Source organism: [Ruminococcus] torques ATCC 27756 (genome assembly GCF_000153925.1).
Taxonomy (GTDB): Bacteria; Bacillota; Clostridia; order Lachnospirales; family Lachnospiraceae; genus Mediterraneibacter; species Mediterraneibacter torques.
Genome location: NZ_DS264366.1, coordinates 15,520 through 40,883, shown reverse-complemented (window position 1 = coordinate 40,883; position 25,364 = coordinate 15,520). Strand labels below are relative to the sequence as shown.

General features: G+C 42.6%; 17 protein-coding genes. 16 read left to right on the top strand and 1 reads right to left on the bottom strand.

What is annotated here, in order from left to right; genetic code table 11:
- The first annotated feature begins 101 nt into the window (after positions 1 to 101).
- From RUMTOR_RS09905 to RUMTOR_RS09890, 4 genes are all read left to right on the top strand, one after another.
- The gene (locus RUMTOR_RS09905) at positions 102 to 2,141 is read left to right on the top strand and encodes a beta-galactosidase (RefSeq protein ID WP_082241036.1); all 2,040 of its coding nucleotides are present in this window, start codon (positions 102 to 104) and stop codon (positions 2,139 to 2,141) included.
- A gap of 127 nt (positions 2,142 to 2,268) precedes the next feature.
- Positions 2,269 to 3,972: an ABC-ATPase domain-containing protein gene (locus RUMTOR_RS09900; RefSeq protein ID WP_004847587.1), complete on the top strand. Its 1,704-nt coding sequence runs from the start codon at positions 2,269 to 2,271 to the stop codon at positions 3,970 to 3,972.
- Between the two features lie 58 nt (positions 3,973 to 4,030).
- A complete protein-coding gene (locus tag RUMTOR_RS09895; protein WP_004847586.1) occupies positions 4,031 to 5,191 on the top strand; it encodes an exonuclease SbcCD subunit D in 1,161 nt (386 codons plus the stop codon).
- Entirely contained in the window at positions 5,188 to 7,821 is a 2,634-nt protein-coding gene (locus RUMTOR_RS09890) for an AAA family ATPase (RefSeq protein WP_004847585.1), read from the top strand. The genes RUMTOR_RS09895 and RUMTOR_RS09890 overlap by 4 nt, the downstream gene beginning before the upstream one ends.
- Before the next feature lie 5 nt (positions 7,822 to 7,826).
- Here the strand turns inward: RUMTOR_RS09890 and RUMTOR_RS09885 are convergent, their stop codons facing one another.
- A complete protein-coding gene (locus tag RUMTOR_RS09885; RefSeq protein ID WP_004847584.1) occupies positions 7,827 to 9,173 on the bottom strand; it encodes an alpha-amylase family glycosyl hydrolase in 1,347 nt (448 codons plus the stop codon).
- Positions 9,174 to 9,373: 200 nt separating this feature from the next.
- Between RUMTOR_RS09885 and RUMTOR_RS09880 the strand changes: the two genes are divergently transcribed.
- The 12 genes from RUMTOR_RS09880 to RUMTOR_RS09825 all read left to right on the top strand — a co-directional run bounded on the left by RUMTOR_RS09880 (position 9,374) and on the right by RUMTOR_RS09825 (position 25,300).
- Positions 9,374 to 10,825, top strand: coding sequence for a Wadjet anti-phage system protein JetA family protein (locus tag RUMTOR_RS09880; RefSeq protein WP_009243726.1), 1,452 nt, complete (start codon positions 9,374 to 9,376; stop codon positions 10,823 to 10,825).
- Between the two features lie 3 nt (positions 10,826 to 10,828).
- Entirely contained in the window at positions 10,829 to 11,467 is a 639-nt protein-coding gene (locus RUMTOR_RS09875; RefSeq protein ID WP_004847581.1) for a DUF4194 domain-containing protein, read from the top strand.
- Positions 11,424 to 14,789, top strand: coding sequence for an SbcC/MukB-like Walker B domain-containing protein (locus RUMTOR_RS09870; protein ID WP_004847580.1), 3,366 nt, complete (start codon positions 11,424 to 11,426; stop codon positions 14,787 to 14,789). The genes RUMTOR_RS09875 and RUMTOR_RS09870 overlap by 44 nt, the downstream gene beginning before the upstream one ends.
- A gap of 67 nt (positions 14,790 to 14,856) precedes the next feature.
- On the top strand, positions 14,857 to 16,089 hold the full coding sequence (locus RUMTOR_RS09865; RefSeq protein WP_004847579.1) for a Wadjet anti-phage system protein JetD domain-containing protein: 1,233 nt from the start codon (positions 14,857 to 14,859) through the stop codon (positions 16,087 to 16,089).
- 252 nt (positions 16,090 to 16,341) lie between these two features.
- Positions 16,342 to 16,770 carry a 50S ribosomal protein L13 gene (gene rplM / locus RUMTOR_RS09860; protein WP_009243723.1) on the top strand — a complete coding sequence of 143 codons (429 nt, stop codon included), beginning with the start codon at positions 16,342 to 16,344 and terminating at the stop codon, positions 16,768 to 16,770.
- A 26-nt stretch (positions 16,771 to 16,796) separates the two neighbouring features.
- Positions 16,797 to 17,189, top strand: coding sequence for a 30S ribosomal protein S9 (gene rpsI / locus RUMTOR_RS09855; protein WP_004847577.1), 393 nt, complete (start codon positions 16,797 to 16,799; stop codon positions 17,187 to 17,189).
- A gap of 303 nt (positions 17,190 to 17,492) precedes the next feature.
- Positions 17,493 to 17,984 (top strand): type III toxin-antitoxin system ToxN/AbiQ family toxin, encoded by a 492-nt coding sequence (locus tag RUMTOR_RS09850; RefSeq protein WP_004847576.1) that lies wholly within the window; start codon positions 17,493 to 17,495, stop codon positions 17,982 to 17,984.
- Entirely contained in the window at positions 17,971 to 18,222 is a 252-nt protein-coding gene (locus tag RUMTOR_RS09845) for a hypothetical protein (protein ID WP_004847575.1), read from the top strand. The genes RUMTOR_RS09850 and RUMTOR_RS09845 overlap by 14 nt, the downstream gene beginning before the upstream one ends.
- Positions 18,197 to 18,475 carry a hypothetical protein gene (locus RUMTOR_RS09840; protein WP_044998224.1) on the top strand — a complete coding sequence of 93 codons (279 nt, stop codon included), beginning with the start codon at positions 18,197 to 18,199 and terminating at the stop codon, positions 18,473 to 18,475. Before RUMTOR_RS09845 ends, RUMTOR_RS09840 begins: the two co-directional genes overlap by 26 nt.
- Positions 18,476 to 18,796: 321 nt before the next feature.
- Complete coding sequence (locus tag RUMTOR_RS09835) at positions 18,797 to 20,281, top strand: TIGR02677 family protein (RefSeq protein ID WP_004847572.1); 1,485 nt, start codon at positions 18,797 to 18,799, stop codon at positions 20,279 to 20,281.
- 20 nt (positions 20,282 to 20,301) lie between these two features.
- Positions 20,302 to 24,012, top strand: coding sequence for a TIGR02680 family protein (locus tag RUMTOR_RS09830; RefSeq protein ID WP_004847570.1), 3,711 nt, complete (start codon positions 20,302 to 20,304; stop codon positions 24,010 to 24,012).
- Entirely contained in the window at positions 24,005 to 25,300 is a 1,296-nt protein-coding gene (locus tag RUMTOR_RS09825) for a TIGR02679 domain-containing protein (RefSeq protein WP_004847569.1), read from the top strand. Before RUMTOR_RS09830 ends, RUMTOR_RS09825 begins: the two co-directional genes overlap by 8 nt.
- Positions 25,301 to 25,364: the final 64 nt, after the last annotated feature.

Sequence of the window (25,364 nt, the reverse complement as noted above, 5' to 3'; positions counted from 1 at the left end):
CTCGGGGCATACTTATTGCAGAAAGAAGAGCTGGAGACTGTATTATTACCGGAATGCGGCAAAAACACACATTGTCCGAAATGAAAACAGGAGGTTGTACTATGATAGGAGGACACTTATTACACGGTGGAGACTATAATCCGGAACAATGGATCGAATATCCGGAGATATTGGAAGAAGATTTAAAGTTGATGAATAAGGCAAATGTAAACTGTGTGACGCTCGGAGTGTTTTCTTGGGCGGAGTTAGAGCCTAAGGAGGACGTTTATACGTTTGAATGGCTGGAGGAAATTATAGATAAACTCCGAGAGAGGAAGATACAGGTAGTTTTGGCGACTCCGTCGGGAGGAATGCCGCACTGGCTTACACAAAAGTATCCCGAGACGCTTCAGGTGCAGGCGGACGGTACGGTAAACCTGCCGGGGAAGCGCCATAACTTCTGCTATTCCTCTCCGGTCATGAGGCGGAAGGTAAAGCAGATAGACCGGGCTCTTGCGCAGCGATTCGGAAAGAAAGAAAATGTGATCCTCTGGCATATTTCCAATGAGTTCGGAGGAAACTTCAAAGATTCCACATGTCATTGTGAAAAATGTCAGAAAAAGTTTCGGGAATGGCTGAAAAACAAGTACGGAACACTGGATAAGCTTAATGCGTCGTGGTGGACGGGATTTTGGAGTCACAAATATACAGATTGGGATCAGATCCACAGCCCTTCTCCGCAGGGCGAATGTCTGACGACAGCGTTGACTTTAGATTGGAAGAGATTTTCTTCCGAGCAGATTACAGATTTTTGCAAAATGGAAGCCGATGCATTGAGAGAATTTTCCGATCTTCCGACAACGACGAATATGATGGGATTTTTCAAAGGAGTTGATTACAATACTCTGAAAAATGCAGTTGATATCATATCATGGGATAATTATCCGTTTTGGCATGAGAGAAAAGATGAAGTGCCGGAGGCGGTATATACATCTGCGGGTAATGCTCTTATGAGAAGTCTGAAAAGAGAGCCGTTTCTTTTAATGGAAAGCACGCCCTCTTCTGTGAGCTGGCGTTCTCACAATCCGCTGAAAAGACCGGGGATGCACATGCTTTCTTCTATGCAGGCAGTTGCGCACGGAGCAGATTCGGTTCAGTATTTTCAGTGGAGAAAGAGCAGGGGCGGCTATGAGAAATTTCACGGAGCAGTCGTAGATCATAAGAACGGTTCTGATACGAGAACATTTCGAGAAGTGACGGAAGTAGGAAAGCGGCTGGAGCACTTAAGCGGCGGGATCAAAACTTTTTTAAACAGGGCGAAAGCGGCCATTGTTTTTGACTGGGAAAACTGGTGGGCTGTAGAAGACACGAGCGGACCGCGTCAGGATCTTGATTATGTGAAATGTGTGACGGATCACTACCGTGCGTTTTGGGAGTGTGGCTTGGACGTTGATTTTGTAAGTATGGACGATGATTTTTCGGGATATCGGCTTCTGGCGGCGCCACTTAATTATATGTATAAAAAGGGATATTCCGAAAAGGTCAGAGCGTTCGTGGAAGCGGGCGGAACTTATGTGACAACGTATTTCAGCGGGATTGTAAATGAAACCGATCTTTGTTTTATAGGACGGCATCCGTTGGAAGATGTACTCGGGGTGGTTTCTGAAGAAATGGACGCGCCGTCAAAGGAGTTTGAGAATTGTTTTGATTATAACGGAAAAGAATATCCGGCGTATACGATGTGTGATATCGTTCATGCAAAAGCTAAGACGGAAATTTACTCTGTTTATAAAAAAGACTTTTATAAAGGATGTCCGGTAGTAACTGAAAATGCATATGGAAGCGGAAGGGCGTATTATCTTTCGGCAGAATCGGATCAGAGGTTTCTAAGTGCATTTTATAAAGATGTGTTTATAAAGGCGGGATTGTTGAAAGAAGCATCATCTGCCGACCGCATATTAAAACGACTTCCCCATGGCGTGACGGCTGCAAAAAGAGAGGATGAGACAGGAAGAAAAGGTCTTGTTTTTGTGATGAATTTTAATGACAGGCAGGTTCGTTTGGAAGGCATTGGAAAGCAGATTGATGCAGAAAGTGGAGAAGTATATGAAAATGTGTTGGAAATGGTCCCGTTTTCATGTACGATTTTAAAGTTGAAGTAAAGCGTCAGTATGAATATTGTCAGGCAGTGAAATCAGAACATTAAGATAACGGCAGACAGAGTAAAAGAACGTAAAACGTAAGCCGATGCGCGGCGCGGGAAAATAGTGGAAGAAAGGAATCGAGAAAATGCAGTCAGCAGCAGATTTGAGAAGTTTATTGAACAGGATCGATCATCGTGGATATCCTGCTTATAAAGATACGAAAGGAACATATCGGTTTCCGGGATATGTGTTGTCTATAGATCATGTACAGGGAGATCCGTTTGCGTCTCCGTCAAAGGTGAGCATACATGTAGAAGGAAAGGCAGCGGCATTTCCGAGTGATCTTTACTGTGGGAAAGATCAGCGGATCGCGCTTCAGGATGAATTGACGCGTCAGTTTGCAAAAAAGGCGGATCAGTTTGCTTTTCAGGCAAAAGGTTCGGGAAAAAGTGGGATGATCGCTGTAAGCCGCTGCGGGCAGGAAGTTTTGGAACGTACGGCCTGCAGACTTGATCCGAACAGTGGAGATATCATTTTGCGGATGGAAATCGGTTTTCCCGCAAACGGAAGAACGATCAATGCGCGGGAGCTTGAGAAGATCCTGTTTCAGTTTGTGCCGGAATGTGTAAAGGCCTCTTTGTTTTATAAAAATGCAGATGCGGCCCGTCTGCGTAAAATTATAGATCTTGCGGAAGATCAGAGGTATATAAGAGATCAGCTTCCGAAACTCGGACTTTGCGCTTTTGTGGCAAACGGAAGCATTCTTCCGAGAGAGTCCGGCGTTTCGTCTAAGCCGATGCGCGGCGCAGTAAAGTTTCAGTCTCCAAAGGAGCAGGAAGTGACGATTACACTTCCGCATGCGGGAGTCATAAGCGGAATGGGGATCAAAAGAGGGATCACGCTTATTGTGGGCGGGGGATACCACGGAAAATCTACGCTGTTAAAGGCGTTGGAAACAGGAGTTTATCCGCATGTTGCAGGTGACGGACGGGAGTATGTGATCACCGACGATACGGCGGTAAAGATTCGCGCCGAGGACGGGCGGAGTATTAAAAAGACGGATATTTCTATGTTTATCAACGATCTTCCAAATGGAAAGGACACGGTTTTATTTTGTACGGAAGATGCCAGTGGAAGTACGTCTCAGGCGGCAAATGTAATCGAAAGCATGGAAGCCGGAACTTCTCTTTTTTTGATCGATGAGGACACAAGCGCTACGAATTTTATGATACGGGATGAACTGATGCAAAGAGTGATTCATCGGGAGATGGAGCCGATCACGCCGTTTATCGAGCGGATAAGAGAATTGTATGAAAAACAGGGGATTTCCACCGTGATCGTAGCGGGAAGTTCAGGAGCTTATTTCCATATTGCAGATACGATCCTTCAGATGGATCGATACGAGCCGAAAGATATTACCGGATATGCGAAAAAGGAAGCGGAAGCATTTCCTGCGATCAGTCTTTCTCAAGAGCCGGCGCGGCAGCCTGATTTTAAGAGATGTCCGATCGCAAATGCAGATTTAAAGGGGAATGACCGGATCAAGATGAAGACGATGGGAAAAGAAGCTGTCATGATCAACAAAGAAATGATCGATCTTCGCTATGTGGAACAGATTGTTGACAGCGAACAGGTGACAGCGCTCGGATATTGTATGCGATATGCTCAAAAACATCTTATGAACGGAAAGAAAGATCTTCGTCAAGTGATCGCAGAGATGGAAAAAGTTATAGAAAAAGAGTCGCTTGATGCGCTCTGTGAGAGCAGATCAAGTATCGCATGTATGGCGATGCCAAGAGCGCAGGAAATTTTTGCCTGCTTTGACAGATACAGAAAACTGAAACTTTAATAAGCGTGTTTTCGCAGAAAAAGAAAACGATCAGGATGAAGCGGAAAGGAACAGTAAAATGAAATTTATACATTTATCGGATCTGCATATCGGAAAACATCTTTATCATTACAATATGAAAGAAGATCAGGAACACATTTTGGAGGAAGTGATCGGATATACAGAGAAGCTTCGGCCGGATGCGGTTGTGATCGCGGGAGATATTTATGATAAATCTGTTCCGTCGGCAGAGGCGGTCGCAGTGTTTGACGATTTTCTGACACGGCTTTCATCGGTAAGCCCTCAGGTGTCGATTTTGATCATCGCGGGGAATCATGATTCGGCGCAAAGACTTGATTATGCCAGCCGTCTGCTTGGAAGCCGCGGCATCTATATTGCGGGGAAAGCGCCTGAGACGGAAAAAGAACATTTGAAAAAAGTTGTATTAAAAGATGAGTATGGTCCGGTGAATTTTTATCTGCTTCCTTTTTTGAAGCCGGGATATGTAAGGTTGTTGTGTGAAAACGAGACGCCGGGCAGTTATACAGAGGCTGTCGATGCGGTTTTAAGGAGAGAGGATATCGACTTTTCGGAGCGAAACGTACTTGTATCTCATCAGTTTTATACAGGAAACGGCGAGACTCCGGAAACGTGTGATTCAGAACTTTTCAGTGTCGGCGGAATTGATAATGTAGACATTTCCGCAATCAGCCGATTTGATTATGCGGCGCTTGGACATTTGCACAAGGCACAGAGAGTGGGGGCGGAACATATTCGATATTGCGGGACGCTTTTGAAATATTCGGTCAGTGAAGCGGACTTAGAAAAGTCTCTTCATCTTGTGACGATAGGGCAGAAAAAAGAGGCGGTCACAATCGAAAAATTTCCGCTTCATCCGCTGCGGGACGTACAGAAAGTGCGGGGATGTCTTTCTGAAATCTTAAGTTCGGCAGATCCGAAAAAGCGGGATGATTATGTGAGCGTGACGCTTACAGACGAAATCGATCCTTATAGACCGAAAGAACAGTTGGAAAAAGTGTACAGCCGTATTTTAGAAGTGCGGACGGATAATGAACGGACGCGTAAAAAACTTGAGTTTAAGGATGAGGATATCCGCATGGAAAATCCACTGGAAACATTTTCGGATTTCTATGAAGAAATGCATGGAAGAAAGATGTCTTTAGAAGAGGCGGAAATGATGACGCAGATTTTTGATGATGTGAAAGGAGAAGAAAGATGAGACCGATCAAACTTACGATGTCTGCGTTTGGTTCTTATTCCGGTATGGAAACGATTGACTTTACGAAAATTCAAGGCGGGCTGTTTCTCGTTACCGGCGATACCGGAGCCGGAAAAACAACGATCTTCGATGCGGTGACATATGCTCTTTACGACAGGACAAGCGGCGGACGGCGCGACGGAAATATGATGAGAAGCCAGTATGCCGACGACGAGGCGGAAACATTCGTGGAATATACGTTTGCATATCGGGACGGGCAGTATACGATCCGAAGAAACCCGGAATATATGCGCGCGGGAAAGCGGAAAAATGCAGACGGAAAGATCCGCCTTGTAAAGGAAACGTCAAAAGTCAGCCTGATCATGCCCGACGGGAAGGAGTTTCAGGGGAAAAAGCGTGAAGTTGATCAGAAAATAGAGCAGATCATCGGATTAGACGCCGGGCAGTTTACGCAGATCGCTATGATAGCGCAGGGAGACTTCCTGCGGCTGCTGCATGCGGAATCAAAAGAGCGAAAGAAGATATTTTCCAAGATTTTTCAGACGCAGATATACAGAGACGTCCAGGAACAATTAAAAGAGCAAGGAAAAGCATTGTATATACAGTTAAAAGAAAATGAAGCCGATATTCGGCGTGAGATGGAGCGCGTCGATGCAGACGGATCGAAGGTGCAAAAGGTGTGGGAAGATTTGATTTCCCAGGAAATGCCCTCGGCAGAGGCTGTAACAGAAACGCTCGGCCGGATATTAAAAGAAGGAAAAGAAGCGTACGAAACGATGGAAGCCGAAGAAACGGCGCTTCGGAAAGAATCGGAGCAGCTCCATCTTATGATCGGGAAGAAAGAGGAGATCAACAGGATCTTCGGTCTGTTAGAGCGAACAGAATCGGAATATAAAAGACTGCAGGAACAAAGCGCGGAATATGAGCTTTTGAAAAATCACGCGCTGTTGGGAGAACGTTCGGAACAGGCGAGAAGATTGGAAGTGCAGGCGCTTCGTACAAAGGAAGATGCACGGAGGATCAAAGAAGAAATCGTTACTCTGAATGAGTGGATGGAAGAGCACAGTAAGCGGGAGAACAGGCTGAAAGAAGATGCGGAGCAGGCGGAGAGTGAGATGGATCGGATCGAACCGAAGCTTCGAGAACAGATCGTGCGTTTGCGTGAGATTCTTCCCAGATATGCAAAAGTACGGAAATTAAAAGCAGAGTATGAGAAACAGACAGTTCAGATGACACGCTGCATAGATCAGTGTAAAGCGGCGTCGGAAGATTATGAAGAAAAATACAGAATCTTTTTCGGCGAACAGGCGGGGATTCTTGCACAAGAACTTAAGGAAGGTTCTCCGTGTCCTGTGTGCGGGTCGGTGCATCATCCGCATAAGGCGAAAATTTCCGAAGGCGGAGTCGATGAAAAGACAGTAGAAGAGGCGAAAAAGATCCGTGATGAAGCGGAGCGAAAGAGAGCGGCGGCACAGGAAAAATATCAGGAAGTTCGCGCACAATTTGAAACAGAAGAAAAAGCGCTTTTTGGAGAAAGGTATTCTCGGGAAGATGAAAAACAGGCGGAAGACCGGCTTGCAGAATATGAGAGCCTGCTTGCGCAAAAAAGATCGAATTTGAAAAAGCTTCAGGACGCATACAGAAAAACTGCAGAAGAAAACCAACGTCAGGCAGGGCGGGCGGAAAATCTGGTTTTACAGAAAACGGAACTGGAAGAGCGGTTCGAGCAGGAACAGGAAATGTTTCGTCAGGAGATACGAAAGCAGCGGTTTGCGGATCAGGAGGAATACCGGGAGGCGAAAAAATGGATCGAAGGCTGGAGGCAGATGAACGATCAAGTAAAGACGTATGAAAGTCTGGTCGTTCAAAAGAAAAGCAGTGTTGAGACATTGAAAGGTCAGTTAAACGGTAAAAGGCGGCAGGAGACGGAAAGTGACGTCAGAAAGAAAAATGAGACAGATATGCTTTTGAAAGAAAAGAATGTGCGAAAACTGGAGATTCACGGGAAAAATATTACCCATCAAAGCGCCTGTGACAGCCTTAAAAAGTATTTTGCGGCAGAGGAGGAACTTCGGGAAAAGTATGAAGTTGTCGGTAATCTGAGCAGGACGGCGAACGGAAGTTTGACAGGCAGTGTGAAGCTTGATTTTGAGACGTATGTTCAGAGAAAGTATTTCCGGCAGATCATACAAGCGGCGAACCGAAGGCTTGCCAAAATGACTTCCGGAGGATTTATCCTGCAGTGTCGGGAATTGAAAGATTTAAGCAGTCAGGGGCAGGCCGGATTAGATCTGGATGTGTACGATCTGGTGACAGATTCTGTCCGCGACGTAAAATCTCTGTCAGGCGGAGAATCATTTATGGCGGCGTTGTCAATGGCGTTAGGACTTGCGGATATCATTCAGAACACAGCCGGAGCGGTGAGTTTGGAGACGATGTTCGTAGACGAAGGATTCGGTTCTTTGGATGATCAGTCGCGGGAGAGGGCGATCCGTATCTTGAAAGAACTTGCAGGAGAAAAAGGACTTGTAGGTATCATTTCTCATGTCAATGAATTGAAAGAGCAGATCGACTGGAAGCTGACTGTGACAAAAAGCGGCCATGGAAGCCATGCCCGCTGGATCATATAAGACTTTTATAAAGCTCTTTTTAAATACCGGATGCTGTATGCGGGCAGGACGAGCTGTCCGTTAAGTTCCTGTACGGAAGTGTCCTTGCCGCTTGTGATCGTTTCGTTTTCAAAGGAAAGGATCTGTTCATATGTGCCGTTTAACTCATGGTGTCCGGCTGTGAATTCACAGTCGGATGCGTTGACGGCAACAAGGAATTGCTCTTTTTCTGTTTTGCGCTCGAAAATAAGCTGATGATTTGTAATAACGATATTTCGATAAGAACCGCTGCACAGCGCATCGCTTTCTCTGCGAAGAGCGATCAGGCGGCGGATCAGATCGGTGAGATCGTTTGGCTTAGGCGCATCGAAACAAGGCCTTAAGGCATAATCATTATCAGGTGATTTCGTTCCTTCCTCTCCCCATTCGCTTCCGTAATAAATACAGGGAATACCCGGCATACCGAACAAAAGTCCGTAAGCAAGGGGGATATGCCGCTTGTTTGTCAATATGGAAGCAAGCCGCGTGACGTCATGGTTATCTGCAAAAGTCATGAGATGCTTTCCTCTGTAAATGCACCACTGCTCCGGTCCGTATTGGCGGTTTAATGAGTGGGCGATCTCGAACAAGTTCATGCTGTTAAAGCTGGAATATAATCCTTTGTAACATTCGTAGTTCGTGCAGCTGTGAAGCATTTCGTTGTTGACGATCAGGTTGTAGTCTCCGAATAAAACTTCTCCTACAAGAGCGAATCCCGGCTTAATCTCTTCGCAGAAAGAGCGGAGGCGGCGCATGAAGTTATGATCGAGAGAATAAGCGACATCAAGGCGCAGTCCGTCAATGCCGAAAGTTTCGATCCACATTTTTATGCAGCTAAGCAGATGGTCTGTGACGGCAGGATTTTGCAGGTTTAACTTCACAAGTTCGTAGTGTCCTTCCCAGCCTTCATACCAGAAGCCGTCGTTATATGCGCTGTTGCCGTCAAAATTAATATAAAACCAGTCTTTATACGGAGAATCCCATTTCTTCTCTAACACATCCTGAAATGCCCAAAAACCTCTGCCGACGTGATTGAATACCCCGTCGAGCATGATCTTGATATTGTGCGAATGAAGCGTTTCACATACTGTTTGGAAATCTTCGTTCGTTCCGAGGCGACAGTCGATCTTCGTAAGATCTCTTGTGTCATAGCCGTGATTATCTGATTCAAAAATCGGATTTAGAATGATCGATCCGATCCCGAGCTCTTCGAGATATCCGGCCCAGTCTGCAATTTTCAAAATCCGGTGCATTGTCACGCCGTCATTGTGCGTCGGCGCGCCGCAGAAGCCGATCGGATAAATCTGATAAAAAGTTTCATTGTAAGCCCACATAATTTCAGTCCTTTCAGTTATTATATTTTTGCTGTGATCAGATATATGTTTCCTCGTAAACGGACATCTGTACAGCCAACTGTTGATAGGTAGATTGTAACATATCAAGGCAGAATTGACATTAAAAAGTGTAGTAGATATACTGAATAAAGGCACAAAAACAAAGATAAAGGAAGTAAAAACGGTAAAAAATGAGTTTGATGGAAAGGATCCCCAAAGATTTTTATAAATTATTTTCAAGTAAATATACGGATTACTATATGCTGTTTCTCACGGCAATCTATGAGGAAATGAGTCTGTCTTATTCCGTGCTTGGATTGACGGAAAAAGAGTGCAGGGCAGTTATGAATGAAAAGATCGCGGCAGCGGCTCTTCTGTGGGATGAGGAAAATTATGATGAAGAGGGAGAGTTTCTTACACGTTCTAATATGGCGTCCGTGTGTCTGAAACATTTTCAGGAGTGGGGATGGCTGAAACAGGACTATGACGAGGCTTTGAACAGTTACGTTGTGACATTTCCTGAATATAGTCAGATGTATGTGGAGTTGTTTAGGAGTCTGCTTGATGAACAAGAGAGCGAAGAGCGGGAAAGCGTTATGACGATATACAGCCATCTGTATACATATAGTTCCGATAAAGAAAAAAATAATGAGATTTTAAAAAGCGCCCTTCGTGTTTCCAAAAAGCTTGTGCAGATGCTTGTAAATATGCAGGACGGTATGAGAGGGTATTTTGATGAACTGTCCCGTCAGAAAGATTTTCGGGGAATACAGGACGTCCTTGTAAAGGAGATCAATAACAGTGACAGCCGAAAATATGCGATCTTGACGACAACGGACAGTTTTTATCGATATAAAGAAGCTGTTAAAGAACTGCTTGACAGAAATTTACAGGAAAATGATATGAGCAGGCTGAAACTGTTGCGGGAACTGGAAGAGGTCCGTCAAAAGAAGATGAAAGACGAAGAAAACGCGGGAAAAGTTAAAGATCCGAAAAAAACAGATGAGGCGGAGAAAATAAAAGAACTGCGGCTGGAACGGGCGGCGGCAATGTGCGAGGAAGCGGCAGATACGCTGATACGAATCGAAAGGCAGTTTGATGCGATCGAAAGAAGATATAATAAACTGATCGAACAGAAGACGATTTTTGCGTCCAGGGCGGCTGCGAGAATACGGTACGTTCTTCAGGAAGGAGCAGAAGAAGACCGTACGGTTGCGCTTGTAGATCTGTTGAATAAAAGCAGGAGAAAAGAAGAAATATCGGAAAAACTGGCGGAGCGTATCCGCCTTAGCAGACCTCACAGAGCGTTGACGGATGAAAGTCTGTACAAACGGAAAGAAAAAGGGAGAGAAGCGTTTGTTCCGGCTACTGTTTCGGAAGGCGGACAGGCGGAAGAAAATTTGGAGTCGTTTGTCTTAAAACCGCTTTATACAAGGAAAGAGCTGCAGGAGTTCAAAGAAAGAAACAGTGTCGGAAACGTATTTAGAACTACGCGGCAGACGGTTCGGTCGGCTGAAGATTTGGAAAAATTGTTTTTTATATGGCAGGAAGCGACGGAAAATGCGTTTGGCAGTGGGGAGATCACCGTAGGAGAGGAAGAAGAAACCGAACAGGGAATGCGTTTTTCAACGCTGGAAATAAGAGAGGACTAAGTCATGTTTGAGTATTTGGAAAGTATTTCTATCACAGAAGGGGAACAGATAAAAAAGACGATACAGGCGTTGTTTCGCCAGACATGTATTTTGCAGGTGAAATATGATCCGGCAACACTTGTGCCGAAAGATAATGTACAGTATGAAATCTGTGTCCGGCACAGACATTTTATAGAAGACTATCTTTCGGTACTTGGATGTGAGCTTACGCATGATGCACAAGAGCATATTTTCTGTTTGACAGGCGACGGAGCTGCAAGGGAAAAACTGAATATGACAGAAACGGTGATCCTTCTTATCATAAAACTGATCTATAAAGATAAAATTATGGGAGAAGGGTTAAACGCTCCTGTGACAACGCTGAAAGAAATGCGCGAATACGGAAAGAATACGAACCTGATCGTAAGAAAATTGAAGGCAGATGAATGGAAAGCTTCTCTTTATCTGATGCGGCTTCATCAGATCATCGACGTGCCGGGAGCGGTGAGGGACGTAGAAGACGATACGCCGATCTATATTTACAGTACGATCAATCTGTATGTGACGGCGAAAGATATGAATGATTTGATTGAAGAATATAGAGAGGAGGCAGACGGATATGAAACAGCCGAAGAAAATTTTTACAAGAATGCTGATCAATAACTGGGGCGGCATCAGCCATAAAATGTTGGAATTCCACGAGTATGTGAATCTTTTCAGCGGAAAGAGCGGATCGGGGAAATCGACGGTTATGGATGCGATACAGGTTGTTCTGTATGGGAGTGTGTCTGCTAATTTTCTGAATAAAGCGGCAGATGATTCTAAAAACAAGAGAAGCGTTTTAAGCTATCTTAGAGGAGCGCAAAAAGACGGAACGGCAAACAGGGGAGACGTTGATTTTTGTTCACAGATTGTTCTTGAGATTGAAGATACCGCCACTCATATTGTGACTTGTGTCGGGGCGGCGTTCGAGGTGGCAAAAGGGGATACGGATCTGAAAAAATATACTTATTTCAGTCATTCGGGAAGAATTCCAAAGGATGAATATTTGGAAAATAACGTACCTTATTCGATCGCACAGATTAGAAAACTTACGGAAGAAAGAAGCAGAAGCGCCGATAACAGAGGCCGGGGTGAAGTAAATAAAGTGTATCCGTCGAAAGAAGCTTATCTTTATACGCTGTACGGGGAAATCTTCGGTCAGGTAGAACAAGGTCGTATGATCACGATGGAAAAAAGCGCCATTGCTCTGAAAATGACGAGTGGAACAGGTCAGTTTATAAGAGATTATATGTTTCCGAAAACGAAAGAAGATACGGTGGCGACGATCAGTGAACAGCTTGGCGCGTACAGAGAGATCAAAGAACGGGTGGAAGATCTGGAAAAACGGATCGAAATGCTGGATAAGATCCAAGTATATGACAGAGAACTGACGAATGTGCGTGCGGAGAAAGTACGAACGGAAACAGTGCTCAAATGCATTGATATCGAGGAAAATATAATTCGACTCAAAGGACGGGAAAGTGAGTTGGAATCCGTTGAAAAAGAAGCGGACGAGGCGAAAAAAGAACAGAAGATACTTCAGGACGAACTGCAGACGATACGGGATGAAAGAGCCCGGGTACAGGCAGAATTAAATAACAGCGATTATGGAAAGAAAGAACAGGAACTAAAAGATTTAGAATACAGAATTGCTCTTCTGGCGGATAATTCGGCACAGTGGCGGCAGATCGTGAAAGGATTGAAACGATGGGAAGAAGAGGATGTTGTCACTGATTATGTGAGCAACAGAGCTCTTCAGCTTATTCAGGAAATACGAGGCGGAGCGCTTACGGAAAAGTTATGTAAAGAACTGAGGACACATCTTGACTTGGCCCTTGATAATATTACAAATGAATTGTCGGAACTTCGTATTTCGATCCATGAAACGGAAAAAGACATCAAAGAAAAACAAGATGCTGTCGAAGATCTCCAAAACGACAGAAAACCGTATCCGTTGGAATTGAAAAAGGCGAGACAGGAACTGCAGCGTGCGTTGAGCGACAGGTACGGAAGGAAAATCGAAGTTCATATTTTCGCGGATTTGTTTGATATTACGGATGAAAAATGGAAAAATGCGATCGAAGGACGGCTTGGCAGGATTAAAAAAAGTATGATTACAGAACCGGCATACGCTCTTGATGCAGCGAAAATATTTCGCAGGATGCAGCAGTTTGAAGAAGTTGATCTGATCAATAGTGAGGCGGTTCAAAAGGATTCTCCGGAAGCGGACGAAAACTCGCTATATGAAGCGGTACACGCAGAAAGCGGATATGTTGACCGGTGCTTGAAACGTTATCTTGGAAGAATACAAAAATGTGAGACGGTGGAAGAGTTAAGTACGGTAAAAGACGGAGTCACACCGGATTGTTATTCGTACAGCGGATATATGTTCCGCCATCTGCGCAGGAAGGATTATACGAAAAATGCATGTATCGGTACAAAAGTATCGAAGGCAAAGCTAAGAGAGCTGCAGGAGGAAATTATAGATCTTCAAAGTTCGCTGATCGCAGATCGTCAGACGGAAGAGTCGTTGAAAGAAGCCCGGCAATTTGAACGGTTCGGTCAGGAACCGGAACATTTGATGCGTCTTGCGGGTGCGGCAGACGAACTGGCCGATCATTACCGCCGCCAAGACCGGCTCAAAGAAGAAATCAAAGAACTGAAAAACGGAACTTTGGCAGCAGAACTGCAGGCTAAAACGAAAGAACTTACAAGCCGGATTGAAGAAAAAGAACAGGCGGCAGGAAGATTAAGAGAAAAAGAAATCGAAACAGGGAAGAAAAAGGGCAAACTGGAAGAGAAAATTAAAGCGCTGAAAGAAAGACTCGATTTTTTGATGAAGGGATATGTTCCGAATGATGAGATATTTGCCGAAGTGAGGTCGGCTTTGGAAACAAAGAGCGAAGCGGCTTATAAAAAAGAGATGACAGTGATGGCGGAGAGGCTTTTTGAGAAAGAAACAAAACTTCAGGATGAGCGGATAAAATCAAGAAATGCATTTAACAATACATATCCCGCATATGGATTTTCAGGTGTAGAACATGACAATGAAGTTTACGACAAAGTTTTGGAGCGATGCAGAAAAGATTTTGAGCCGAAATATAAAGAAGAATTTGAAAAACAATACGAGCTCGTGTACCATTCTCTGCGCGATAACGTGATCGCAACGATACACGGGGAAATCAAGTCGGCATACAGACATCGGCGTCAGATCAATAAAATGCTGTCGCAGATCCGTTTTTCGGACAGCATTTATCAGATTGATATCTCTCCGGCAAAAAATGAAAACGGACAGTTTTATGAGATGCTTATGGCAGAAGAACTGGACAGCAAAGTAATAGATCATAGTGGGTTTGACGGTCAGATGAGTTTGATGGAAGATGAATTTTTCAGAAAATATGAAAGGAAGATCGGACTTCTTACCGAGAAATTCATGCCGTCCAGAGAGGAAGACGGGGCAGGGCGTGAAAAGCACAAAAATGAAATGGAACGCTTTGCTGACTACAGAAACTATTTGGACTTTAATATGTATGAACAATCTATCGATGAAAACGGGATCGAGAAGAAAAATTATGTGGACGACATGGCGGGCGTCGATTCCGGAGGAGAGGGACAGAACCCGAAATATGTGGCGCTTCTTGCAGGATTCGCAATGCTCTATATGCAGCAGAGTAATCGGGATTCAAAGATTCGCCTTGTTCTTCTTGATGAGGCATTTTCAAAAATGGATAAGGAGCGAAGCGAAGTCTGCTTAAAATACGCAAGAGAATTGGAACTTCAGTTGATTGTCTGCGTGCCGGATGAAAGACTTCAGTCTCTGATCCGAAATGTGGACAGCGTATACGGCTTCCGCAGGTTTAGAAATCAGGTTACGATGATGCATATTGACAAAGGAAATTATCTCGATATGATCGCAGGGGAAAGCAGATCGGAAGAGGTGTAGAAATGTTTTTGGATGATGGAGCAATAGTTAAAAGTTGATAAAAAGGAAGGAAAATGTTGAATCGCATATGAGCGGCAATTTGTTGGCAAAGTGGATTATTGGGAAAGCGGAAAAAAGTGAAGCTTATCGGGCGGGAACGCTGACAGGCATGAAACATCCGAAACCGGACAGAGAAATGATCAAGGCAGCAGGTGGCTTGCCTGAGCTGATCAGACAGGCTGATGAGTTGGAGAAAAGCGGATATATCCGGACAGAAAAAAGCAATCTGGGCGCGGATATGAAAAAAATCTATTATTCCATAGATGTCATTCCAAAGCTGTGCGAAAAAGAAGGAATTGAAGATCCAAGAAAGCAGCAGCTTCGTTATATAAAACAAATAGAACAACTGCGCGCTGAGGTACAAGGCAGTTTTTTGGAAGGTTATTATGATGAGATCATAAGACGGTTGGAACTTGGGGAGATCGTAAAATCACCCGATATGGAGGACGTTGATTTTTTCCGATGTTTGAATGCAGTTGTGAATTTGAAAAAATCTCTGTGGATGCGCGTATTCAGTGCTGCTGTGCTTAATGACTCTAAGCGTTTTAAAAAAGATTATGAGAAAAAAGTGGTGAAAGTACTGGTCAGATCACCTTTGTATGAAGAGGGGATGACTGACGATGAGATATTAAGCGTTCATGGAATTCTCAGTTATGCACAGGTGATGGAATGGAAAGGTCCGCTTCTGTATAAATTAAAGGGCGGACAGGAGTATATAGAAGATAAGGCGAGGGAAAAGGAATATGAAATAGATACATCTCAAAATCAATACGGAACAGTGATTAATTCGCAGACATTGGAACGTGCCTTTCCCGTTTCTATAAAAGGAGTCCAAAGAATTGTAACGATTGAAAATAAGGCAAATTATGAAGAAATGAAATACAGAGAGGATACGCTTTATCTGTTCTGTCATGGATTTTATTCTCCGAAAGAACGGATTTTTTTGAAAAGATTAATGGAAGTGGCGGAAGGAGAGATACAGTATTTTCATTGGGGAGATATGGATATGGGAGGCATTCGTATTTTCCGGTTTAATAAGAAAAATATTTTTCCGAAATTGAAGCCGTATAAAATGGATCGAGAAGCATTTCAAGAAGCGCTTGAAAGAGGAGCGGGCATTCCTCTGGAAGAGAAAAAGAAAGAAAAATTGGAAAAGCTTAATGCGGGAGAATTAGAAGAGCTTAAAAAGTGTATTTTGGAAAAAGGAGTAGAAATCGAACAGGAAATTTTATTGGCGGAAAATGCGATAGCGGAAAATTGAAAAAAGTGCTGAGAAATGCAGGGGAAACGATAAGATTTGTAAATAGTATGATAGATTTTGTGAAAATAAGGAAAGAGGTTTATAAAATAAGGGAAGAGGTTTTACAAAAAAGCTTGACATGTGTGAGAGCAGGGATTATAATATTACAGCATGACTAAAGGAGAAACAGTATACGCCATAGCCCCGGAGTGTGCTGATTTCACATATACAGGCAAGTAAATGTTATCTGATGATTTTATAGGAGGAACACCCATGAAAACTTATATGGCTAACCCTGACAAGATTGAAAGAAAATGGTATGTGGTTGACGCTGAGGGATGTACACTCGGACGTCTCGCATCTGAGGTTGCTAAAGTGCTCAGAGGAAAAAATAAACCGGAGTACACACCGCACATTGATACAGGAGATTATGTGATCGTTGTCAATGCAGCGAAAGTAAAAGTAACAGGAAAGAAACTTCAGCAGAAGATCTACTACAATCACTCTGATTATGTAGGCGGAATGAGAGAGACTACGCTGGCAGAGATGATGGCTAAGAAACCTGAGAAAGTGATCGAGCTGGCTGTTAAAGGAATGCTTCCGAAAGGACCTATGGGAAGAGACATGATCAAGAAGCTTCATGTTTATGCCGGAGCAGAACATGCAAATCAGGCTCAGAAGCCGGAAGTTCTGACATTTTAGGTAAAGGTTGAAAGGAGGATATAACAGTGGCTAACGCAAAATATTACGGAACAGGAAGAAGAAAAAAATCAATCGCAAGAGTATATCTTGTACCGGGAACAGGTAAAATCACGATCAACAAAAGAGATATCGACGAGTATCTTGGTCTTGAAACATTGAAAGTTGTTGTTCGCCAGCCGCTCGTGGCAACAGGAACAGCAGATAAATTCGATGTGATTGTTAATGTATGCGGCGGTGGTTATACAGGACAGGCAGGAGCAATCCGTCATGGAATTTCAAGAGCACTCCTTGAGGCTGACGCTGATTACAGACCGGTGCTTAAGAGCGCAGGTTACTTAACTCGTGATCCGAGAATGAAAGAACGTAAGAAATACGGTCTTAAAGCAGCTCGTAGAGCTCCGCAGTTCTCCAAACGTTAATCATACGTTTCGGGACGTACAATTTCAAAAAGATTTTACAAACCTCTCAGGGAATGCTCCTTGGGAGGTTTATATTTTTGAAAAATTATAGAATTATATTGATTTTTTAGGGAGAATTGCATATACTTATTATAGACAAAGAATTGTCTTAGGTGAGTTTCTACCATAAAGTGGAAACTTAAAAAAGCAGGTGAGTCTCCACCATAAAGAGAGAACCTAAAAAAGCGGTGAGTCTCCACCATAAAGAGAGAACCTGAAAAAGAGGCGAGTGAAGTCGTCTCTTTTTTTGACAGATGAGGAAAAATGAAATTTTATAATATCAAAGATGAATACATTAATTATTTGAAAAAATATGATGCAAAAGTTGTAGATAATAAAAAGGGAAAGCGGCCGTATGTAGGCGTGGTGCTTGAGATTGATGGAATAAAATATTATACACCATTTACATCGCCCAAAGAAAAGCATCGTAAAATGAAGAACACAAAAGATTTTAGGAAAATTAATCAGGGAATATATGGTGCAATCAACTTTAATAATATGATACCGGTTGTGGAATCGGCATTACTTCTTATTGATATTGATGCAATGGAAGATTCAAAATATCAGCGTTTGCTTCAAAATCAATATAAGTGTATTAAAGCTGATCGGGAACAAATTCAGTTGACAGCAAAAAGATTAAGAGATACTCTTTTTAAGAAAGATGAAGAATTGAATGGCAATGACAAGAAAATAAAGGAAAGATGTTGTGATTTGCCATTGCTGGAGGAGGTTGTGAAACATTATGGCAACCATTAGTAAAAAAGAAGTACATAAATTTTTAGATAAACACCCAGATATACCTTTCTCGGCAGCTAAATTTGAATATAGTTCATATCTTGAGTCTGAAGCTGTTGAATATGCCAATGCGATTTCAGCGAAAGCCTTTATCAGGAGGGAACTGAAGCAGATTAAGAGGAAAATTATTGGAATACGAAATAGTGCTGATGACATGGATAAAAGAAAAAACTATGAAAAACGGGCAGGATATCTTTAGAGAAAATACGCTTTATTTTTTCTTGTACTGTGAAGAAAACTGTTGCAATTGGCTTATGAAAGAATACTCTAATATTCGGAATGAATATTTCAAATCTATGTTGTGCTTAGTAATTGGATTTCGAGGAGATGTAGAAATGCTTTCTTTTTTGACGAAAGAAACAGAACGTCTGGAAAGAATGTATCTCCAAGAAACATATGCACAAGGTCCAATACTTGCTATTCAGGAACTTGCTGTCAGATTTCTTAATTGAAGTCTATGAGGTGCTCTGAGGAGTAATGAGAAGCCCTGCGTTTGTAACGTGTTTGCAACACCACATTCCAAGAACCCAGTAAAATCAAGCGTTCCCAGTTACCTAAACGTTAATCATACGTTTTTGGAACGTACAATTTCAAAAGAATTTACAACTCCTCAGGACTCCGGTTCTGGGGAGTTTTTAAAAATGAGTTATTATTAAGGAAATTATAAATAAAATCTTCGATTTTATTCTCGTCTTTGATATAATACATATATGGTAGCACGCTGATAACTAAGGCGCAGTGAATCATCATATTTCAAAGGAGCACGACAAGTTATGAGAATACAGGAGACGGTGAGGAAGCCGATGACGGAAGCAAAATATCTGAATGTGGATAATACAGACAGGTATCGTCCGATCATCCGGCTTTTTTATTTGAAATATGAAAAGCTGAAGTATTGGCTGTATCAGGAAGAGGTATATGAAGAATTAAAGGAAGATGCATACTTTAGAGAATATACGCCTGAGCAGTGTCAGCAGGACTTGGCGGCTTTGACTGCATGGGGGAATCTGGTAACAATTCAGGATACGAGAAAGGTTGCGACTATCGAGGAGTTTAAGAATAAAAAGTTCCGGTATCAGTTGTCTGAAGCTACGGTAGAAATTGAGCGAATGGTTATCCGGGTAGAGAATCTGTTTATTGAAAGTTCTTCGTTGGAACCTACATTATTGGAGAGACTTCGCATCAATCTGCGCAAGATTTCTGAGATTACAGAAGCAGATCAGGAGCATATCTATGCATGGTGGAATGATTTGAATAATGATTTTATACGATTGAATCAGAATTATCAGGATTATATGCGGGAGTTGAACAGTGTAAAAGCGGAAGAAATGATGAAAACGACAGAGTTTCTTGTGTTCAAAGACCGTTTGATCGAGTATTTGAGAAGTTTCGTGAGGAGTCTGCAGGTCAATGCCGCATTTATAGAACAATGTCTGAAGAATACGGACAGGCAGGTTTTGAGGTGTTTGCTGGAAAAAATTATACAGTATGAATTGTTGATTCCGAGAATCAATGTGGAAGTGAAGGAAGATTTGATTGCAGATAAAGTATATGGCCGTTGGCAGAGTCTGGAGGAATGGTTTACCGGAACAGACGGAAAGGATTCTGAGGCGGCAAAGGTATTTGACACAACGAATGAGATCATACGAAAGATTACAAGGTATGCGGCAAGAATCAGTGAAATGAGCAATGCGGGGGCGAATCGGCGGGAAGAGTATCATAAGGTTGCGGTGATGTTTTCAAAATGTAAGAATATTTTTGAGGCGCACAGATTGGCCGCTGTTGTATTTGGCATTGAAAAGCCGCTGCATTTAAAAGGGCTTCCGTGGCGTCAGACCGAGAGTATCAACAGCGGCGTGTTCGAGGAAGAACCGTATATCGTGACTGTGACGCCGAGGATTCGTACATATAAAGAAAAAGCAAAACGAAGCGGGATTGTTGATCGCTCGAAAGAAAAAGAAGAAATGCGGCTTGCTACGATTCAGCGATTAGAGGAAGAACGCAGGCTCTTGAAAAGTTATATTCAGGATAATCGTCTGGAGTTTGCAAAGCTTCCCGAGATAGAGCCGCATGTAAGAGATGTATTTCTGACATGGCTTTCCAAAGCATTGGAGAATAAAAGTCTTCAGGGGAAAACAGAGGATGGGCAGGTTTATCGTGTGGAAAAGTCGGATACAGAGGAAATCTGCATTTTGAAATCATCGGACGGTAATCTGCAAATGCCGGCATATGTGATTGTATTCGAGAAAAATGAGTGAAGGGAATTTAAAAAGAAGTCATGAGAGCATTGGAAATTCTGCTGGAACGGCGTTGGATTTTGAAGAGTCGGGAAAAAGAATTATATTATCAGATAAAGGATGAATTAGGAACGGTTAAGAAATTCTTGATGGAAAAGCTGGGGTATCAGGTAATCGTGAATCCTTATCTTGTAAAAGTGGAAAAGATGCCGGCGACACCGGAGAACTGGATGGGAATTCAAGAATTTACCCGGAAAATAGAATATGTTTTTTTCTGTATGATTTTAATGTTTCTGGAAGAAAAAGAAGCCGAAGAGCAATTTGTACTTTCAGAGCTGACAGAATATATACAGGGGCAGTACAGGGAGGAGCAGATTGACTGGACAGTATATCAGTATCGAAGACATTTGATCAAGGTGATCAAGTATTGTGTGAACTGTGGAATCCTGAATTTGAATGATGGAAGTGAAGAGAATTTTGCGAGGGATGATACGAGTGAAGTACTCTATGAAAATACAGGTGTCTCCAGATATTTTATGAAAAATTTCACACAGGATATTATGGGATATACGACGCCGGAAGATCAGGCGGAAAAGGAATCATTGTCTGACAGCGATACGGTCAAATTAAAGCAGAGGGAAGTTGAAATTAAAAGTCAACTAGAAGGATTAAAAAAGAATATTACAGGAAAACAGAGGCAGGAAGAGGAGAAAAAAGAAAAATATCAGGAAACAGAGCAGAAAATACAACTTCAATTTCAGAAAAATGAAATGCTTTGGGAAGAAATTGAAAACAGTCTGGAGTATATGGAAGAAGAGATGGCGGGGGTTCCTTTCGATGAATTTGCATTTATGAAGAAAGAGCTGACAGAGCAGAAAGGAGAGCAGTATTCTTTTCAGGCTCATTCAGAATTATTAAAGGATTATATGACAAAGGTCCGTCTTGGAAAAACGACGCTGGAAGAAGAAAAGGGTTGTCAGGAAAGATACAGTAGATTTTTGCAGGAATTGGATTCCTATCAGGAAGAAAAGAACAAAGCGGAACGAGAAGTCCTTCAATATGAAAATCAGTTTCATGAAGTAAAACAGGAGACAATAGAATCGGTATATCGTTGGGAAAAGGAGAATGCGGAGCTGCATCTGCAGTCAGATCTATTGCAGGAAATGGCAAGGGAAATTGAGAAGTATACAACGGAAACCGATTATTGGAATATCCGCGGATTGGCAAATGGTGAATTTGAGCGGAAAAGTCAGGAACTTTCGGGAAAAGTATTACAGCAGAGCAGAGAATTGTCCGACAGACGATTGGAGAAAGACGGAATTTGCGAAGAACTGGAACAGTGGAAGAATCAAAAGGAGCCGGAGCCGGAACGCAGTGAAGTAGTGGAAAAGAATCGACGGCTTTTGAAAGAAAAAGGAATTCCATATTTGCAGTTATATAAAGTAATTGATTTTGACGGCAAATTGGATGAAACACAGCGGGCATATCTGGAAGAAGCGCTATTGCATATGGGCATACTGGATGCGCTGATTGTGCCTGAAGAATATAGAGAACAGGCGCTGGCGTTGGATGCGGGGGTATGTGACCGTTATATTTTCAGTGATGCCGCATATGTAAGAAATAACATTATGGATTTTCTGGATGTAGACAACGAAGAGGGAGATATTCTTCTGTACCAGAATGTTTCCCGTATATTAACAGCAATCGGCTGGAAGGAACAGGACGAAGAGACGATAAGTGAGTCTATAGAAAAAAACAGGACATGGATCGATAAAAGAGGAAATTATGGAATCGGAATCATAGAAGGAACGGTTACGAAAAATTATACGCCATGTTTTATAGGAGCTTATGCAAGAGAGCAGTATCGCATAAAGAAGATACAGGAACTAGAAGCAGAGTGTCGGAGGCTGGAAGATACCATTCAAATAGCGGAAGACGAAATTACACAATTAAAGCAAAGGAAAAGCTGTCTGGAAACAGAGTGGAAATCATTTCCGAAAGAACAGGATCTGAAAGTGGCAGCAAAAGAATTAGAAAAGAAAACGAATATTCTGGAAGAAATAGAGTGTAAAGTACAGATCCAGAAAGGTATTGTAGAAAAAGAACGAAAAAGTCTGGATGCAGTTCGGCTGCGGGTGCAGGAAGTATGTCAGAAGTGTTATCTGCCTCCGCGTCTGGATGTGTTTACGGAAGCAGAAGAATCCTTGACCGAGTATAAAGAAGAGTTGATGAAAGTACAGATTTCCTATGGAAATTATATAAATGGAATCAGTTATGCCAAGGTGCAGAAGGAATATCTGGAAGGAATAGACGGTGATTTGGATGATATTCGCTATGATTTGAATCATATGATACGAAATGAACGGGAAAAGCGGGGAAGTCTGAATTCAGTGATGGAACAGCTTGCTTTGACGGATTATGAGGAAATCAGGGAGCGATTGGAACATTGCATAGAGCGATTGGAGAAACTGCCGTCAGAGATTGAGGCTAGTGTTACACAAAGCTCTCATTTGGAAACAAAAGAAAAACAATTTATAGAAAAACTGGGAGATATAGAAGTTTCAGTTGGAAAGTACAGACAGCAGAAAGACAGATTTTGCACTGCTTTTGAAATGGAATATCAGCTTGGATATGTAGAGTGTCCGTTTGCGGTAAGCGACGATGCGGAAGAACGGGCGGAGAAGATATGCAGGATGTTTATGGGGAGATTCGGAAATAAAAGGCACAGTGAGATTTTGGAGAATCTGCAAAATGTATATCATATGAATAGGGGATATCTGTTGGAATATCAGGTTACGCTGCAGTCATTATTTGAAGAACTGGATGAGGAGAGCGGAGTTTTCGACACAAGTATGAGACGAATCGATATTTCTGCTAAGTATAGAGGAATCACGATCAAGTTTAAAGAACTGATTGCCAGAATGAAGGAAGATGCAGAGGTACAGCGCCGGCTTTTGAGTGATAAGGACAGAGAGTTATTTGAAGATATTCTTGCCAATACGATCAGTAAGAAAATTCGCGGAAAAATCCAGGCCAGTAAGCGATGGGTTGAGAAGATGAACACATTGATGGAGTCTATGAAGACTTCCAGCGGACTTACGCTGAGTCTGCGTTGGAAAAATAAGCGGGCGGAGAAAGAAGAACAGCTGGATACGAGGGAACTTGTAGAACTTCTGCAAAAAGATGCCGAAATTATGCGTCCGGAAGAGGCGCAGCAGTTATCCGGACATTTTCGCTCTAAGATCGAAGAGGCAAGAAAATCTGCAAATGATCTGGAAAATGTGCAGTCTTTTCATGCGATTATGAGAAATGTGCTGGATTATCGTCAATGGTTTGAGTTTCAATTGGAATGTCAAAAAACAGGAGAAAAGAAAAGGGAGCTGACAGATCGCGTATTCTTTACTTTTAGCGGCGGAGAAAAGGCGATGTCGATGTACGTGCCGCTATTTTCGGCAGTAGTAGCAAAATATGCAGGGGCAAGACAGGATGCTCCGTATTTGATTTCCTTGGACGAGGCATTCGCGGGAGTAGATGAAATGAATATTCGGGACATGTTCCGGCTGATGGTGGAGTTTGACTTTAATTTTATGATCAACTCACAGATTCTCTGGGGAGATTATGATACGGTTCCGGCTTTGGCAATCTATCAGCTTGTTCGCCCGGAGAATGCGAAATATGTTACGGTTATTCGGTATATCTGGAATGGAAATATAAAAAGTATGGTAACAGAAAAGGACTTGAGTCATGGATAAAACAGAAACAAACGATCTGTTAGAAGAATGCATGCTGTATTTCAAGGCGCGTCCGGTATATAAAAAACTATTTCTGAAAATGCGGGATAAATATGCCGGTCTTGGCCACTTTGGGGGAACGGCGATGCTTACGTCGCTGAGCAGAGAAGAGAAAAGTCAATTAGGAGGATTTTTTCAAAGGGATTATACAAGTAATAAGACAATAACAATTTCTGCGGATTTAATGAAAAAATGTTTGGAATCCAGTAAATTTGCGGGATTAACCTGGGAATTGATTCTGGAAACTTATTTTGGAGAGCCGCTGCAGGTAAAAAAGGAAATCGAACTGGCAGAGTCGAAAAGGCGAGAAGATTATTTTGCGGAGATACTGGAAAGTATTTCGGATGAAAGCGGACGAGAATGGCTGCGCAGCATATTGGAGGAAAAGAAAGAGGGATATTTGCTTATTACGCAGTTATACAAAGAAAGCCCGGAGGAATTGAGGAGCATTCTAACGTATGTAACGACAGGGATTGCAAAATTGAAAGTGTTTCAAGATAAAAAGCAGAAAGAATTGTTAGCTGTGTTTTCGGCAAATGTCACAGGAAATCCCCATTATTTTGATGAAGGGAAGACAGGGGAAAAACTACTCTTTAATTATCTTGGAGAAAGGAATTTCGATTTAAAACAAGAAGGACTTTCCAGAGCAGAGTATAAAAACAGAATCTATTATGAGGCAGGGATTTTGAAAGATGAAGTATCGAATGATGCGCTGGCATATGGGATTCACGGATGGAAACCGGACGGCGGTTTACATGAAGGCATTGAAGGTTTTCTTGAGAATAGAGAGCCTGTAAAATTGACGTTACAGACGATTGGAAGATTAGAGAAGGTCTGTGGACAGAGTAGTCAGGTATACGTTGTGGAAAATCCGGCAGTATTTTCTGTATTGATAAGGGAGTATCCGCAGCGGACTGTGATCTGCGGGAATGGGCAATTACGTCTGGCGGTACTTATTCTTATGGATAAATTTTCGTGCGACACTGTTTTTTGGTATGCGGGGGATTTTGATCCGGAGGGGCTTTTGATCGCACAGAAATTAAAGGTCCGATATGGAGAGCGGCTGAAACTTTGGAAGTATGAGGCGGATTTGTATGAAACATATTTATCGGAAGTAGAACTAAGCGACAGGCGGATGAAAAAGCTGGAGCAGGTGTCTGTTCAAGAACTGCAGGAAATAAGGGAAGCGATGTATAAGAAACGAAGATCGGCATATCAGGAAAGCATGATGGAAGCGCTGAGGAAGTAATTGCCGTTTGGGATCATCTGACGCTAAAGGATTATAATATAAAATGCGATCAGGAGTGATCGAA